At 74.7% G+C, this 14,701-nt stretch carries 15 protein-coding genes; 5 read left to right on the top strand and 10 right to left on the bottom strand.

Annotated elements, in window-relative coordinates:
* Window positions 1-9: 9 nt before the first annotated feature.
* Both ACFVUH_RS05720 and ACFVUH_RS05715 read right to left on the bottom strand, forming a co-directional pair.
* Window positions 10-426 carry a hypothetical protein gene (locus ACFVUH_RS05720; protein ID WP_387911416.1) on the bottom strand — a complete coding sequence of 139 codons (417 nt, stop codon included), beginning with the start codon at window positions 424-426 and terminating at the stop codon, window positions 10-12.
* A gap of 28 nt (window positions 427-454) precedes the next feature.
* Complete coding sequence (locus ACFVUH_RS05715) at window positions 455-1,345, bottom strand: FAD-dependent oxidoreductase (protein ID WP_387911414.1); 891 nt, start codon at window positions 1,343-1,345, stop codon at window positions 455-457.
* Window positions 1,346-1,672: 327 nt separating this feature from the next.
* Here ACFVUH_RS05715 and aspS point away from each other — a divergent pair, with 327 nt between their 5' ends.
* Window positions 1,673-2,980: an aspartate--tRNA(Asn) ligase gene (gene aspS, locus ACFVUH_RS05710; RefSeq protein ID WP_387911412.1), complete on the top strand. Its 1,308-nt coding sequence runs from the start codon at window positions 1,673-1,675 to the stop codon at window positions 2,978-2,980.
* A 97-nt stretch (window positions 2,981-3,077) separates the two neighbouring features.
* Here the strand turns inward: aspS and ACFVUH_RS05705 are convergent, their stop codons facing one another.
* On the bottom strand, window positions 3,078-3,551 hold the full coding sequence (locus ACFVUH_RS05705) for a hypothetical protein (protein ID WP_387911411.1): 474 nt from the start codon (window positions 3,549-3,551) through the stop codon (window positions 3,078-3,080).
* A gap of 326 nt (window positions 3,552-3,877) precedes the next feature.
* Between ACFVUH_RS05705 and ACFVUH_RS05700 the strand changes: the two genes are divergently transcribed.
* From ACFVUH_RS05700 to ACFVUH_RS05690, 3 genes are read left to right on the top strand one after another with little or no spacing between them, the layout of a single operon-like run.
* Window positions 3,878-5,554 (top strand): hypothetical protein, encoded by a 1,677-nt coding sequence (locus ACFVUH_RS05700; protein ID WP_387911410.1) that lies wholly within the window; start codon window positions 3,878-3,880, stop codon window positions 5,552-5,554.
* A 7-nt stretch (window positions 5,555-5,561) separates the two neighbouring features.
* A complete protein-coding gene (locus tag ACFVUH_RS05695; protein WP_387911408.1) occupies window positions 5,562-6,206 on the top strand; it encodes a PhzF family phenazine biosynthesis protein in 645 nt (214 codons plus the stop codon).
* 9 nt (window positions 6,207-6,215) lie between these two features.
* Complete coding sequence (locus tag ACFVUH_RS05690; RefSeq protein ID WP_387911406.1) at window positions 6,216-6,566, top strand: ribosomal protein L7/L12; 351 nt, start codon at window positions 6,216-6,218, stop codon at window positions 6,564-6,566.
* Here the strand turns inward: ACFVUH_RS05690 and ACFVUH_RS05685 are convergent.
* The 4 genes from ACFVUH_RS05685 to ACFVUH_RS05670 all read right to left on the bottom strand — a co-directional run bounded on the left by ACFVUH_RS05685 (window position 6,533) and on the right by ACFVUH_RS05670 (window position 9,911).
* The gene (locus ACFVUH_RS05685) at window positions 6,533-7,105 is read right to left on the bottom strand and encodes a VanZ family protein (RefSeq protein WP_387911404.1); all 573 of its coding nucleotides are present in this window, start codon (window positions 7,103-7,105) and stop codon (window positions 6,533-6,535) included. The genes ACFVUH_RS05690 and ACFVUH_RS05685 overlap by 34 nt on opposite strands.
* A 173-nt stretch (window positions 7,106-7,278) precedes the next feature.
* Window positions 7,279-7,653, bottom strand: a complete 375-nt coding sequence (locus tag ACFVUH_RS05680) for a hypothetical protein (RefSeq protein ID WP_387911403.1) — start codon at window positions 7,651-7,653, stop codon at window positions 7,279-7,281.
* On the bottom strand, window positions 7,650-9,164 hold the full coding sequence (locus ACFVUH_RS05675) for an ATP-binding protein (protein WP_387911401.1): 1,515 nt from the start codon (window positions 9,162-9,164) through the stop codon (window positions 7,650-7,652). The genes ACFVUH_RS05680 and ACFVUH_RS05675 overlap by 4 nt, the downstream gene beginning before the upstream one ends.
* Window positions 9,165-9,233: 69 nt before the next feature.
* Window positions 9,234-9,911, bottom strand: a complete 678-nt coding sequence (locus ACFVUH_RS05670; protein WP_350553901.1) for a response regulator transcription factor — start codon at window positions 9,909-9,911, stop codon at window positions 9,234-9,236.
* Window positions 9,912-10,312: 401 nt separating this feature from the next.
* Between ACFVUH_RS05670 and ACFVUH_RS05665 the strand changes: the two genes are divergently transcribed.
* Complete coding sequence (locus tag ACFVUH_RS05665) at window positions 10,313-11,215, top strand: SigE family RNA polymerase sigma factor (RefSeq protein WP_387911812.1); 903 nt, start codon at window positions 10,313-10,315, stop codon at window positions 11,213-11,215.
* A 208-nt stretch (window positions 11,216-11,423) separates the two neighbouring features.
* Here ACFVUH_RS05665 and ACFVUH_RS05660 read toward each other — a convergent pair whose 3' ends face one another.
* From ACFVUH_RS05660 to ACFVUH_RS05650, 3 genes are all read right to left on the bottom strand, one after another.
* A complete protein-coding gene (locus ACFVUH_RS05660; protein ID WP_387911399.1) occupies window positions 11,424-12,062 on the bottom strand; it encodes a uridine kinase in 639 nt (212 codons plus the stop codon).
* A gap of 254 nt (window positions 12,063-12,316) precedes the next feature.
* Window positions 12,317-13,219, bottom strand: coding sequence for an aldehyde dehydrogenase family protein (locus ACFVUH_RS05655; protein ID WP_387911397.1), 903 nt, complete (start codon window positions 13,217-13,219; stop codon window positions 12,317-12,319).
* A complete protein-coding gene (locus ACFVUH_RS05650; RefSeq protein WP_355358709.1) occupies window positions 13,212-14,696 on the bottom strand; it encodes an aldehyde dehydrogenase family protein in 1,485 nt (494 codons plus the stop codon). The genes ACFVUH_RS05655 and ACFVUH_RS05650 overlap by 8 nt, the downstream gene beginning before the upstream one ends.
* Window positions 14,697-14,701: the final 5 nt, after the last annotated feature.

The raw sequence follows: 14,701 nt of genomic DNA, 5'->3' as shown, positions 1-14,701 counted from the left end.
CCGTCGGGCTCAGTCCTCCTCGTAGTACCTGTCGTAGCCGGCCGCGAACTCCTGCACCGAGAAGCCCTCGAACGCGCCCTTCGATTCGAGGTCGCGGAGTCGGTTCAGCACCGCCGGGGCGGACGGTGAGGGGTGGGCCGCGAGGTGGGATTTCGTCATCTCGATCCCGTGGCCGAGAAGGAACTCGACGTCGATCGAGCACGCGGCGTCGAAGCTCGCCTCCCGCGCGCTCCAGATGAGCAGGGCGTCGTCGAGGTCACCACTGTTGAACAGCTGGACGCAGCAGAGCTTCATCAGTTCGGTGTCGCCCTCGCCCTGGGCGCGCCGCTCACGTGCCGTGTGCTCGCCGAGCAGTTCGCGGATCTCGTCGAGGTGCGCGCGAGCGGGGCGGAGACCGAAGCGGCGCAGGCTCTCCTCGTCGTCCATCGGTGGTCTCCCTTGATCGGCCGGGCCGTCACCCGCCGAGGCGGAGGGCGTAGTAGGCGTGCAGGGCGGCTTCGGCGCCGGAGCCGGTGGCGGTCATGATGCGCTGGGCGCGGGGGGAGCGGAGGTCGCCGGCGGTGAGGATGCGGGGGTGCTGGCGGTCGGGCGGGCAGTAGCCGTCGGGGGTGGGGGTGAGGTCGCCGGGGAGGGCGGCCGGGCGGACGCCGAGGTTCACGAACACGGCGTCGGCCTCGAAGGTGCCCAACCCGCCCGCCGTGATGCGGCCTTCGGGGGTGGGGTGGAGGGTGAGAGCGTCGAGCTGGAGGAGGGTGGCGCGCGGGTCGGCGCGGACCTCGTCGGCCTTGTAGGCGTCGGCCGGCGGGTGCGGGACGAGCAGGTCGAGCGGGGCGTCGGGGTGGGCGCGCAGCAGGGTGCCGAGGGGGCGGTCGGCACCGAGGACGAGGGCGCGGCGGCCGGACAGGCGGGTGACGTCCGCCTCCCAGAGCGGTGGCGGCGCCAGGCCCGGGGCGGAGCCGAGCCAGCCGGCCTCCTCGGGACGGGCCGCCCGCACGCCGGTGGCGGCGACGGCGTAGCGGCCTCGGACGGCGGTGCCCGAGGCGAGCCGGACGGTGACGCCCTCGTCGTCGGCGCGCAGTTCCGTCGCCGGGGTGCCGAGCAGGAGGTCGCAGGAGTCGGCGACCCGCCGGACGTCCGCCGCGAGGGCGTCGGCGTAGGCGGTGCCGGTGGTGAAGCCGAGGACGTTGGCCACCGCCGGGACGCGCCGCAGGGTGGCGCCCAGGCCGCGCCCTTCGACGAGCGCCGAGCGCAGTCCGACGCTCGCGGCCATCACCGCCGCCGCGCAGCCGGCCGGGCCGCCGCCGACGATCACCAGGTCGTACGGGGTGCTGGACGGCTGGGTCATCCGGGCAGCGTAGCGGCCGCCGGTCGGAAATGCCGTTGCCGGGACGGCCGGTGGCGTCCTAACCTCGCCGCAACACGTCGACGGAGACGAGTACCTCCGGGCCCCGTGAGCCGAGAGAGCCGCCGGCTGCTGTGAAGGCGGCCTCGCGTCCGGGAGGGAAGACACTCCGGAGCGCGGGGAGGAAATGCCCCGCCGGCCGGCCCCCGTCACCGGGCCGAACGAGGCCGCCGCCCGCCCCGGCGACGGTGGCGAAAGTGCGGTGGCACCGCGAGTCCCCTTCTCGCCCGTACTCCCAAGGGATCACCACGACGCCCCCGGAGGGCCGCGATGATCCACCCCAGCACCACCGACATCCCCAGCACCGCCGACCCCGCCCGCGTCCTGGCCGCCGAACTGCCCGGCCGGATCGGCGACACCGTCGAACTCGCCGGCTGGCTGCACCGCCGCCGCGCGCTGAAGTCCGTGACCTTCCTCGTCCTGCGCGACCGCTCGGGCCTCGCCCAGGTGGTGGCCCCCGCCGGGACGGCCGACCTGCCCGAGGAGACGGTGCTGCGCGTGCGCGGCACCGTCACGGCCAGCGCCCAGGCGCCGAACGGCGTCGAGCTGACCGGCCCGGCCGTGGAGGTGCTCGCCCGCCCCGTCGCGGCCCCGCCGTTCGACCTCTTCCGCCCGGCCGTCCCGGCCGCGCTGCCGGTCGTCCTGGACGGCGCGCCCGTCACCCTGCGCCACCCCCGGCTGGCGGCGCTGCACCGCGTCTCGGCGGCCTCCGTGCACGGCTTCCGGGCGGCGCTCGACGGCCTCGGCTTCACCGAGATCCACACACCGAAGGTGGTCTCCTCGGCGACCGAGTCCGGCGCGAACGTCTTCGCGCTGGACTGGTTCGGGCGCGAGGCGTACCTGGCGCAGTCGCCGCAGTTCTTCAAGCAGGCGATGGTCGGTGTCTTCGAGCGGGTTTACGAGACCGGGCCGGTGTTCCGGGCCGAACCCCATGACACCGCCCGTCATCTGGCCCAGTACACCAGCCTGGACGCCGAGCTGGGCTTCGTCGCCGACCACCGGGACGTCATGGTGGTGGTGCGCGCCGCCCTCGCCGGAATGGTCGGGGCGGTCGCCGAACGGGCCGGGGACGCGCTCGCGGTCCTGGGCGTCGAGCCGCCCGCCGTGCCGGAGGAGATCCCGCAGCTGCACTTCGCCGAGGCGATGCGGATGCTGGGCGCCGACGAACCGGACCTCGCGCCGGCGCACGAGCGGTGGCTCGGCGCGTGGGCGCAGCGCGAGCACGGCAGCCCGTTCCTGTTCGTGACCGGGTACCCGATGCGCAAGCGGCCGTTCTACACCCACCCAGAGCCGGGTCGGCCGGAGTACTCCAACAGCTTCGACCTGCTCTTCCGCGGACTGGAGCTGGTGACCGGCGGCCAGCGGCTGCACCGGTACGAGGACTACCTGGCGGCCCTCGCCGCCCGCGGCGAGCCGGCCGGGCCGTACGAGGGGTACCTGCGGGCCTTCGCCCACGGCATGCCGCCGCACGGCGGGTTCGCGCTGGGGCTGGAACGCTGGACGGCGCGGCTGACGGGGGAGGAGAACGTCCGCCGCACGGCTCTCTTCCCGCGCGACGTGCACCGGCTGACGCCGTGAGCTGAGGCGCCCGGACGCCGCCGGGTGGCACCCCGGTCCGAGGGGCACCACCCGGCGGCGGACGGCGGACGGCGGACGGCGGACGGCAGGCGGGGGCTCAGCCCTGCTGCGGCGCCTGCGGAGCCTGGGGAACCTGGGGAGCCGGCGGGTACTGGGCCGCCTGCGGCTGGTACGGAGAAGCCGGCGGGTACTGACCGCCCTGCTGCGGGTACTGGCCGCCCTGCGGGTACTGGGCGTTGGGCTGGTACGGCGAGGCCGCCGGGACCGGCGGCGCGGCCGGCGCGGCCGGTGTCTGGGAGCGCGCGACCAGCGCCTTCACCGCGTTGGCTATCAGCGCCACCGGCAGGATGAACGCCTTGAAGAACAGCGTGTACGTGCCGCCCTCGAAGACGAACGCGAGGTAGTACGCGTAGCCGGTGAAGCCGAGGCCGGCGAGCAGGTTGAGGAGGCGCCAGCCGATCTTCAGGCCACCGAGGTTGACGGCGCCGATGACCAGCAGCGCGATGCCGCTGACGGCGAGCAGCACGACGTACCAGGAGAAGAGCGGATCGGCGTCGAAGTCGAGATTCACGAAGGTGATTCCAGTGGTTCCGGGGGACGGGCGGAACGCTCGGGGCGGACCGCCGGGGACGAGTGCGCACAGTACTGGAGCCCGCCGACATCCGTCCTCACGATTTCGTCACGGTGTCATCGCCGAATCCGCCCGGCGAACCTCCTTCCCACCCCTTGAAAACCGCTCAGGAAGCGTCCGCGCGTTCGGATATGATGCGCCCGTCGCTGGTGGTTGGGGGGCGAAGCAGCGACCCGGGTGAGAGTCCCGGAGCGGCCCCCCACCTCGGCGAACCGCCTGCTGCCGGGTTCGTCGGGTTCGCCCGCCTTTCTTCCGTGAGGTCTCCCTTGCGTACTCAGCCCCGCAGATCCCTCGCCCTCGCCGCCGCCACCCTGGTCTCGGGCGTGGCCCTGACCGCGGCCGCCCCGGGCGCTGCCGCGCTGCCGCTTTCCGGCGGAGCCACCGGGACGACGGTGCGGCAGGCGGCCCAGGGCCAGGCCACCCCCGGGCCGGCCCTCGGCCCCCAGGAGCAGCGCGGCCCGGTGACCACCACCCTCACCGCCTTCCCCACCACCCTCACGGCCGGCGGCCCGGCCGCCGAGTTCGTCGCCACCCTGCGCAACTCCGCCGACCACGCGGTCAACGTCACCACCGGCTTCACCGTCGGCGCCACCGACTCCGGCGTCCGCGAGACCCAGCTCAAGCTGGACTACCAGGCCCCCGGCGGCGGCGCCTGGAAGCCCGCCGCGCTCAGCCCGGGCGCCGCCGTCGGCGCCACCTGGGACCTCGACACCTTCGCCACCCGGCTGAGCCTGCCCGCCGGTTCCTCGGTGAGCTACCGGCTGCGGATCGCCGTCACCGCCGCCGCGCCCGCCGGCCGGGCCACCGGCAGCTTCCGGGCGATGGTCTCCGACCCGACCCTGCCGCCGGAGAGCCGGATCTCCGAGGCGAACACCGCGCCCCAGGAGTTCACCACCGTCGCCGCCCCCACCGGCACGCCGACGTCCGCCCCCGCGCCCGGCGTGCCGTACCTCGGCCTGGACGCGGTGCCCGCCGCCTTCACCTCCGGCGGCGAGGCCAGGCCGTTCCGGCTGACGCTCACCAACCGCAGCGGCAAGGACGTCGCCTTCCAGCCCGAACTCACCCTCCGGGGCGCGGCCCTGCCCGCGGCCGGGGCGGTCGCAGTGGACTTCCAGACCCCTGACGGGCAGTGGACGGCGGCCACCGTCGACAGCGGCCGGACGGCGGCCGGGACGGCCACGCTCGTGCTGCGCCTGCCGGACCGGGACGCCTCCCTGGTGCGCCTGCGCGACGGCGAGTCCCGGACGCTCAACGTGCGGCTGGCGTTCGGCCAGGACGTCCCGTCGGGCGTCGTGTCGGTGCAGTTCGCCGGGACCAGCCTGCCCCTCGCCGGGGGCGGCGCCGGGGTGCCGGCCGCCAGCTCGTCGGTCGACGTCACCGTGGCCGCACCCGCGCCGGTCACGCCGACCGCCGCACCGAGCCCCTCCGCCACCGACGGCGCCGCCCCGACCGTCCCCGCCGAGCCGTCGGCCACCGCGCCGAGCACGTCCGGTGGCGGCGGCCCGGCGGTCGCCCTCGCGGCGGTCACCCCGACCCCGGAGGCGAGCGGCTCGACGGCGGCCGTCCCGGCGACGCGGACCCCCCAGCCGTCGGAGGACGCGCCCACCGCCCCGGCGCCGGCCGTCACCGTGACCGTGGCGGCCCCCGCGCCGTCCGTGGACCTCGCCTCCACCGGCGGCTCGTCGACCAACACCCCGATGGCGATCACCGGTGCCACCTCGATCGCGATGGGCATCGGTACGCTGCTGGTGGCCCACCGCCGGCAGAAGGCCCGCCCGGCCCTCGCCGCCCGTGCGCCCCGCCCGGCCGGCGGCCCGGGGACGGGGCCGGGGACGAACCCGGGGGTGAATCCGGGAACGAACGCCGCCCCGCGCCCGAACCCCGCCCCGCGCCCGGTGCGCGGCCCGGCGGCGGGCCCCGGCGGGGCGGCCGGACAGGGGTGAGCGAGCGATGACCGACCACGAGGTGCTGCACGTGTTCTGCGGCCCGGACGGCGACCACGGCAACGCGCTGGGCGTCGTGCGCGACGGCGCCGCCGTCCCCGGCGAGCGCGACCGCCAGGCGATCGCCCGGGAACTCGGCTTCAGCGAGACGGTGTTCGTCGACGATCCGCGGCGCGGCGTCATCGACATCTACACCCCGGGCCTGCGCCTGCCGTTCGCCGGCCACCCGTGCGTCGGCGCCGCCTGGCTGCTGGGCGTGGACCGGCTGGTCACCCGGGCCGGCGTGGTCGGCGTCCGGCACGACGGAGCGTTCACCCGGATCGCCGCCCCCGCCGCCTGGGCCCCGCCGCGCACGCTGCGCCGGCACGCGACGCCGGCCGAGGTGGACGCCCTGGCGGTGCCGCCGCCGGGCGAGTGGATCTACGCCTGGGCCTGGCAGGACGAGGCGGCGGGCACCGTCCGCGCCCGCGCCTTCCCGGGCCGGGACGACGGCATCGACGAGGACGAGGCCACCGGGGCGGCCGCGATCCTGCTGACCGCCGAACTGGGCCGCGGTCTGACGATCACCCAGGGGTGCGGTTCGCAGCTCGTCACGGGCATCACGCCCGACGGCCTGGTCGAGGTCGGCGGCCGGGTCCGCCGCGCGGGCTGAGCAGGGGGCGTGGAGGAGCCGCAGTTCGACGCCGTCGTCACCCGGGTGGGCGAGCGCAGGATCGCCGTCTACCAGGTGCTCCGCGCACGGGGCGAGCTGAACCTCTGGGAGATCAAGTGCCTGCTGGACCGGGCTCCGGTCCGCGTCGAGGAGCACTACCTGTCCGATGTGCGCCGGACGGCGGAGCGGCTGCGCGGGGCCGGGGCCGAGGTCGCGCTGTCCTGCCTGGAGTGCGGCCGTCCCGCCCCCGGGCCGGGGGAGTCGATCGACCCCGGGCCGTGCGAGGCCGCCGGGTGGCCGTGGTGTCCGGCGAGCGCTTCCGGGCCTCAGTGCCCGTGGCTGGAGACCGGCTCGGGGTAGACGGCGGGGACCGCCGGAGCCGGGACCGGAGCCGGAACCGGAGCCGGGAGCGGCGCGGAGGACGGAGCCGGTACCCGGGGTGCCGTGGCGTGCCGCAGCAGGAAGGAGCGGCCGGCGGGGACCAGGGCGAGGTGGACGGCCGCGACGCCGACGACGGCGAACAGGATGTGGTCCACGTTGAGCACATGGCCCGGGGCCCAGGAGGAGAGGAACTCCAGCGCGGTGGCCAGCAGGGCCGAGGCGCCGGTGGTGCGCAGGAAGGACGGCAGCCAGCGGGTGGTCAGCCGGCCTCCGGCGAGCGGGAGGAAGAAGCCGAGCGGGCAGAGCAGCAGCAGTTCGCCGAGCACCTGACCCCCGCTGGAGGAGCGGAGCGAGCCCAGTGGCGTCAGGTTGGCATCGTCGACCCAGGCCACCGGCAGCGGTCTCAGCACCATCCAGCCCACCAGTGCCAGGTGGAGGGTGAGGCCGAGCAGACCCACCACCCGTAGTGGACGCTGGGAACGATGGACGGCCGTCGCCCGTCCGGTCTCGGTCCGCACGCCGGCACGCTCCTCACGTGGCCTGGTGCCATCTCGCTGCACGGGGGGAAGGACGTGCACCGGCGGCGTGACGGTTCCATGCCCGGTGTGAACTTCGCATCGCGCGCCGGGAATCCGGCGGAGGCCGCGGGGGAGCCGCCCGGTGAACCGGACGGCCCCCGCGGCCCGCGCGATCAGCGGCAGGGCGCCGTGGTGGAGGCGGTGGGCGACGGCAGCGCGCCGAACACGTTGTCCGCCGGCGGCGTCGGCGACACCACGACGGGCGACGGCGAGGCGGCCGGCTGCACGCCGGGCGGCCCGGTCGGCGCACCGGTCGGCGCACCGGCCCGCACCGTGGCGGCGTGCGCCGGCGCCTGGGCGGCGGCCCCCACCCCCGCGGTCGGCGTCGGCGCGCTCGGTGCCGTGGGTATCCGCGCCACGGTCGGGCAGGCGGTCCGGCTGGCGGGCGCGCCCGCGTCCACCGGGACGGCGGTCGGGCGGATGCCGCAGGCGGTGGCCAGCGCGGCCAGCCCCAGCAGCGCGGCGGCGGCGAACGGGCGTCGTCTCACTGGGCACCCTCCTCGGGGGTGGTGTCGGCCGGCGGCGGAGGCGGTGGGGTCCGCGGCAGGGTCAGCGTGAACACCGCGCCGACCTCGCCGTTCGCGGCGGTGATGGTCCCCCCGTGGATCTGCGCGTTGGCCATCGCGATGGACAGGCCGAGGCCGCTGCCCTCCGAGCGCGCCCGCCCCTTGTCGGCCTTGTAGAACCGGTCGAAGACGTGCGGCAGCACGTCCTCCGGGATGCCCGGACCGCTGTCCGACACCTCGACGACCACGCTGTCCCCGTCCTCCCGCACCCGCACCCGCACCGGCGAGCCGCCGTGCTTGAGCGCGTTGCCGATGAGGTTGGCGAAGACCACGTCCAGCCGGCGCGGGTCGACCACCGCCCGCACCCCGCGCGGCGCGTCCAGCTCGACCGCGTCGTACCAGGCCCGGCCGTCGATGCAGGACATGATCAGGTCCGCGATGTCCACCTCGTCGGCGACCAGCTTGGCCGTGCCGGCGTCGAAGCGGGTCACCTCCATCAGGTTCTCCACCAGGTCGGACAGCCGGCGGGTCTCGCTGACCACCAGCCGCACCGCCGGCTCGATCATCGGGTCCAGCGACTCCGCCTCGTCCTCCAGGATGTCCGTCACGGCGGTCATCGCGGTCAGCGGGGTGCGCAGCTCGTGCGACATGTCGGCGACGAACCGGCGGCTCTGCGCCTCGCGCGCGCTCAGCTCCTCCACCTGCTCGTGCAGCGACTCCGCGGTCCGGTTGAAGGTCCGGGCCAGATCGGCGAGTTCGTCCGAGCCGTCGACCTCCAGCCGGGTGTCCAGATGGCCCTCGCCGAGCCGCCGGGCCGCGTCGCCGAGCCGGCGCACCGGCCGCAGCACCGTCGCCGAGGCCGCCTGCGCGAGCAGCGCCGAGCCGATCAGCGCCAGCAGCGTGGCGATGGCCAGCGACCAGCCGAGCGTGTTGAGGTCGGCCCGCTCGTTCTCCAGCGACTTGAACATGTACGCGGTCGGGCCGGTCGGCACCACCTTGGTGCCGCCGATCACGAACGGCCGGCCGTCGAGGTTCTGCCGCTGCCAGTACAGGTGGTACGTGTACGGGTTGGAGTCGGTGATCTCGCGCGGCTTGCCGACCGCGGTCTGCAGCGCCGTCGGCACATTGGCCAGCGTGTACTGCGAGGGGCTGGAGGAGGCGATGCAGTCCGGCAGGGCCGGGTCCGCCACCACCACGTCGTAGCTGAGCCCGGAGCTCGCGACGATGCTCGCCAGCGCGTTCAGGTCCTCGCAGGTGGCGTTCAGCGGCAGGTTCGACACATTGCGGCTGAGCGAGACCCGGAAGTCGTTGAGCGCGGTGTCCTGCGCGCGCTTGAGCACCGCGTCGCGGTTGAGCCAGTACGCGATGCCGGAGGCCGAGACGGCGGTGAGCAGCGCGACCGCCGCGAACACCGCGATCAGCCGCACGCGCAGCGAGCGCAGCCGTCGCCACGGGCCGGAGGAGAACCGGGCCGTCGTCTGATGGTTGGTCACGGGAGCCTGTCGTTGCGGAAGGTCAGTGCGCGAGGCGGGATATCGCCCGCGCCGGACGGGGAGCGGCGGTCACGCCGGAGGGTCCAGCCGGTAGCCGACGCCGCGCACCGTGCGGATCAGCGTCGGGGCCGAGGGCACGTCCTCGACCTTGGCCCGCAGCCGCTGGACGCAGGCGTCCACCAGCCGGGAGTCGCCCAGGTAGTCGTGCTCCCAGACCAGCCGCAGCAGCTGCTGGCGCGACAGCGCCTGCCCGGGCCGCCGGCTGAGCTCCAGCAGCAGCCGCAGCTCGGTCGGGGTGAGCTGGAGGTCCGCGCCGTCCTTGGTGACGGTCATCGCCGCCCGGTCGATCACCACGCTGCCGTAGACCGAGGAGTCCGAGCTCTCCCGCTCGCCGCGCCGCAGCACGGCCCGGATCCGGGCGTCCAGCACGCGCGGCTGCACCGGCTTGACCACGTAGTCGTCCGCACCCGACTCCAGGCCCACCACGACGTCGATGTCGTCGGAGCGGGCGGTCAGCAGGATGATCGGCAGCTGGTCGGTGCGGCGGATCCGGCGGCACACCTCGAAGCCGTCGATGCCGGGCAGCATGACGTCGAGCACGATGAGGTCCGGCCGCTGCTCCTTGAAGAGCCGCAGACCGTCCTCGCCGGAGGCGGCGGTGGCCACGCGGTGGCCCTGGCGGGTGAGGGCGAGTTCGAGGCCGGTGCGGATGGCGTCGTCGTCCTCGATCAGAAGGAGGAAAGGCACGGCCTCATTCTGGCTCACCCGGAGCGGGTAATCACCCCCCATCCACCGTCCCGGGCCGGGGCACCGCCCGCGCGGGAGCGCCAGGGAACCAGAACGCCCGTGACCGGCGTCCGTCAACAACGGGAGCGTGTTCGGGACGAAAGGCCCGGCCCTGTGACAGCCCTGTGACAGTCGACGGACAGCGCCATCACAACCGGCGGGCAGGATTTTCGATGTCGCCGCAGGACAGCGGGCCAATCGGCCGGCCGGGGCGGCGGCAACGGAACTCGAACCGACCAAGGGGGCGCACGATGAACGCCACGCTTCAGACCCGGACCAACCCGGCTGTCCGCACCGCGCGTTCATCGGCCACCGCCTTCCTGACCCGGCCGGCGGCCGGGACCGAGGAGAGCTCCGGTGCCGTGATCGCACGGGGGTGCGCGCACAGCACCGGTGGAAGCACTGTCGCCCGCCGGGTGAGCGGCGGCGGCAGGACGGGGGAGCTGTACGGGATCGGCCACCGGGGGAACGCGGCCGACTCCGCCTCCACCTTGACGCTGCGGGGGGTCCTCCCCATCCGCGTCGAGGACAAGGACGCCCTGGGGGGGAACCGGGGCATCGGGGGGACGGGCCTGCGGAAGGCCGACTCGGGGGAGTCGGCCGGCCGCGAGGCCGCCGGTGCGACGCTGCTGCGGCTGAGCCCGGTGGCGGCGCCCGCCACCGGGGCGCAGCGGACCGAGGTGCAGCGGACCGAGGCCCGGCGGGACGAGGCGCAGGGGGAGCGCCCCGCCGTCGCCGAGGACCACGTCACCGAGTTCACCGCGTACGTGCGCGAGCGCCGCGCCTCCCTGTACGCCACCGCCTACCACCTGACCGGCGACCGCTACGAGGCCGAGGACCTGCTGCAGAGCGCGCTCTTCAGCACCTACCGCGCCTGGGGCCGGATCACCGACAAGGCCGCGGTCGGGGGCTACCTGCGCCGCACCATGACCAATCTGCACATCTCCGCCTGGCGGCGCCGCAAGGTCAACGAGTACCCGACCGAGGAGCTGCCGGAGACGGTCGGCGACACCGACGCGATGGGCGGCACCGAGCTGCGCGCCGTGCTCTGGCAGGCGCTGGCCAAGCTGCCGGAGAACCAGCGCACCATGCTGGTGCTGCGCTACTACGAGGGCAAGACCGACCCGGAGATCGCCGACGTGCTCGGCATCAGCGTCGGCACGGTCAAGAGCAGCATCTGGCGCGCGCTGCGCCGGCTGCGCGACGACGAGCAGCTGAACACCTCGGGTGACACCCTGCGGGCGTTCGGCGAGCTGGTCGCGTAGCGGGAACCGAGGCGTTCCGGCCCGCCGTGGGGGTGGGGCCGGACGGGACTCCCGTCGGGGGACGGGTAGCAGGACGGACGCGGTACGGGTGGCGCCGGCTCGGGGGAGCGGCGGCACCGGGAGGGGAACCACGGACGTCCGGGGAAGGCGGCGGGTCCGGTGCGGGGGAGACGCACCGGCCCGCCGTTCCGCGTTCCCGGTCGCCGCGTCAGACCGCGGACAGCTCCCCGGCGGCGGCCGCCGCGCGGATCCGCCGTCCGGCCTCCGGCCCGGCGCACGGGTGGGCGCCCAGCGCGACCTGCCGCCCGACGATCTCCCGCTCGGCCCGCATCAGCCGCCAGCCGCGCCGCAGCAGCACCGGCAGCGACTTGCGGCCCTCGCGGACGTCCCGGCGCAGCCGCCACCAGGCGGTCGTCAGCGCGCCGTTGCGCAGGCACAGGGCGTCGCCGAGCAACTCTCCGGCGGCGCAGTCGGCGGTGATCTCGGCGGCGAAGATGCCCTCGGCGACAAACGCGCCGGCCCCGTCGAGCTCCAGCACCCGGGTGGAGACGCGGCCGTTGTCCGGGATCGAGTACACCGGTACCTCGGCCCGGCCGGTGGTGCACAGCTCGCGGATGGCCTCGACGGCCTGCTCGCGGTGCCAGGCCAGCGGGGAGTCCCAGTCCACCGCGCCGTCGGGCAGCCGCGGCAGGCTCGGGTCGTCGCCGTCCTTGTAGAAGTCGTCGAGCTGGAGCACCGGCAGGCCGCTGCGCTCGGCGAGCGAGGACTTCCCCGATCCGGAGGGCCCGGCGAGCAGGACCACCCGGGCGCGGGCTATCGGCACAGGGTTCAACGGGGAGTCACTCACGGGACACCAGTCTGACGCATCGGGGCCCGATGCCGAAACCGGTCGGATCCCCCGGATCCTCCGGATCCCTGGGAGGAAGCATCCCGGGAAGAAGCGGGAGGAAGTCGACGGACCCGCGCCAGGGGGGGAGAGGCGCGGGTCCGTCCTGTGACCGTCCGGGCCCTGGGGGGGAGAGGGCACGGGGGACGGCCAGTCTGTGGAGTTGTGTCACCAACTCGCGGCCACGGAGTGTAGCCGCTGCGGGGATCCGGTGGTCAGATCCCCATCGGGTGCCAGACCGTCTTGGTCTCCAGGAAGGAGAGTAGCCGGTCCGTTCCGGGAGCATTGGTCCAGTCCTGGGCGAACGGGTCCAGCTCCGGGCGGATCACCCTCTTCAGGGTATCTGCGGCAAGCGCTTCCAGCGCGCCCGCCGCGCCGGGACCGTCGGCGGCGATCGCGCCGGTGAGGTCCAGGGCGTTGATGTCCTGGTGCGAGGCCAGGGTCGGCGCGATGTCGGCGGTCCGGCCGGACAGCAGGTTGACCACGCCGCCCGGGACGTCCGAGGTGGCCAGCACCTCGCCCAGCGACAGCGCGGGCAGCGGGGCGTCGGCCGCGGCCGCCACCACCACGGTGTTGCCGGTGGCGATGGCCGGGGCGATCACCGACACCAGGCCGAGCAGCGAGTGCCCGTAGCCGGCCTGCGGGGCGACGATCCCGACCACGCCGGTCGGCTCCGGGGTGGAGAGGTTGAAGTAGGGGCCGGCGACCGGGTTGGCGCCGCCCGCGATCTGGGCCACCTTGTCGGTCCAGCCCGCGTACCAGACCCAGCGGTCGATCGCCGCGTCCACCAGGGCGGCGGCCTTCTTCGGGCCGATGCCCTCGGAGAGCGCCACCTCGGCGGCGAACTGCTCGCGGCGGCCCTGCAGCATCTCGGCGACCCGGTACAGCACCTGGCCGCGGTTGTACGCGGTGGTGCCGGCCCAGCCCTTGACCGCCGCGCGGGCGGCCACGACCGCGTCGCGGGCGTCCTTGCGGGTCCCGAGCGGGGCGTTGGCCAGCCACTCGCCCTTCGCGTCCGTCACCTCGTACACCCGCCCGCTCTCGGAGCGCGGGAACTTCCCGCCGACGTACAGCTTGTAGGTCTTGAGGACATCAAGACGGCTCACGACATCAGACATCGAGGTAGGCCTCCAGACCGTGCCGGCCACCCTCGCGGCCGTAACCCGACTCCTTGTAGCCGCCGAACGGCGACGTCGGGTCGAACTTGTTGAAGGTGTTGGCCCAGACCACGCCGGCCCTGAGCCTGTTCGCCATCCAGAGGATGCGCGAGCCCTTCTCCGTCCAGATGCCGGCGGAGAGCCCGTAGGGGGTGTTGTTGGCCTTCTCGACCGCCTCGGCGGGGGTGCGGAAGGTCAGCACCGACAGCACCGGGCCGAAGATCTCCTCCTGGGCGATCCGGTGGGCCTGGCTGACGCCGGTGAACACGGTCGGGCGGAACCAGAAGCCGGCGCCCGGCAGCTCGCAGGCGGGCGACCAGCGTTCGGCGCCCTCGGCCTCGCCGGCCTCGGCCAGCGCGGTGATCCGGGCCAGCTGCTCGGCGGAGTTGATCGCGCCGATGTCGGTGTTCTTGTCCAGCGGGTCGCCGACCCGCAGGGTGCCCATCCGGTGCTTCAGCGCGGCCAGCAGCTCGTCCTGGACCGACTCCTGGACCAGCAGGCGCGAACCCGCGCAGCAGACGTGGCCCTGGTTGAAGAAGATGCCGTTGACGATGCCCTCGACGGCCTGGTCGATCGGCGCGTCGTCGAAGACGATGTTCGCGGCCTTGCCGCCCAGCTCCAGCGACAGCTTCTTGCGGGTGCCGGCCACCTGCTTGGCGATGGCCCGGCCGACCGGGGTGGAGCCGGTGAAGGCGACCTTGTTGACGTCCGGGTGCGCGGTGAGCGCGGCGCCGGTGCGGCCGTCGCCGGTGACGATGTTGACGACGCCCTTCGGCAGACCGGCCTGACGGCAGATCTCGGCGAAGCGCAGCGCGGTCAGCGGGGTGGTCTCGGCCGGCTTCAGCACGACCGTGTTGCCGGTGGCCAGCGCCGGGGCGATCTTCCAGGCCAGCATCAGCAGCGGGAAGTTCCACGGGATGACCTGGCCGGCCACGCCCAGCGGCTTCGGGTTCGGGCCGAAGCCGGCGTGGTCCAGCTTGTCGGCCCAGCCCGCGTAGTAGAAGAAGTGCGCGGCGACCAGCGGCAGGTCGACGTCGCGGGTCTCGCGGATCGGCTTGCCGTTGTCGATCGACTCCAGCACCGCCAGCTCGCGGCTGCGCTCCTGGATGATCCGGGCGATCCGGAACAGGTACTTGGCGCGCTCGCTGCCGGGCAGCGCCGACCAGTCGGCGAAGGCCTTGCGGGCGGCGGCGACCGCGCGGTCGACGTCCTCCTCGGTGCCCCGGGCGAACTCGGCGAGCACCTGCTCGGTGGCCGGGTTGACCGTCTTCAGCGCCTCGCTGCCCGAGGAGTCGACGAACTCGCCGCCGATGAAGTGGCCGTAGGAGGCGGCGATGTCGCCGGCCGCGGCGGGCGACTCGGGCGCCGGGGCGTACGTGAAGAGGCCGCCCGCCGGCTTCTGGGCCGCGGGTTCCTCGGTGTTCTTCTTCTTGGCCATGGTGA

This window comes from Kitasatospora sp. NPDC058032 (assembly GCF_042885845.1).
In the GTDB taxonomy this organism is placed as follows: domain Bacteria; phylum Actinomycetota; class Actinomycetes; order Streptomycetales; family Streptomycetaceae; genus Kitasatospora.
Note: the sequence above shows the minus strand (reverse complement) of the source record. Positions and strands in the feature narration are given on the sequence as shown.

Coding starts and splice junctions, on each gene's coding strand:
- ACFVUH_RS05720 (WP_387911416.1), bottom strand. CDS start 426: ATGGACGACGAGGAGAGCCTGCGCCGCTTCGGTCTCCGCCCCGCTCGC.
- ACFVUH_RS05715 (WP_387911414.1), bottom strand. CDS start 1,345: ATGACCCAGCCGTCCAGCACCCCGTACGACCTGGTGATCGTCGGCGGC.
- aspS (WP_387911412.1), top strand. CDS start 1,673: ATGATCCACCCCAGCACCACCGACATCCCCAGCACCGCCGACCCCGCC.
- ACFVUH_RS05695 (WP_387911408.1), top strand. CDS start 5,562: ATGACCGACCACGAGGTGCTGCACGTGTTCTGCGGCCCGGACGGCGAC.
- ACFVUH_RS05655 (WP_387911397.1), bottom strand. CDS start 13,219: ATGTCTGATGTCGTGAGCCGTCTTGATGTCCTCAAGACCTACAAGCTG.
- ACFVUH_RS05650 (WP_355358709.1), bottom strand. CDS start 14,696: ATGGCCAAGAAGAAGAACACCGAGGAACCCGCGGCCCAGAAGCCGGCG.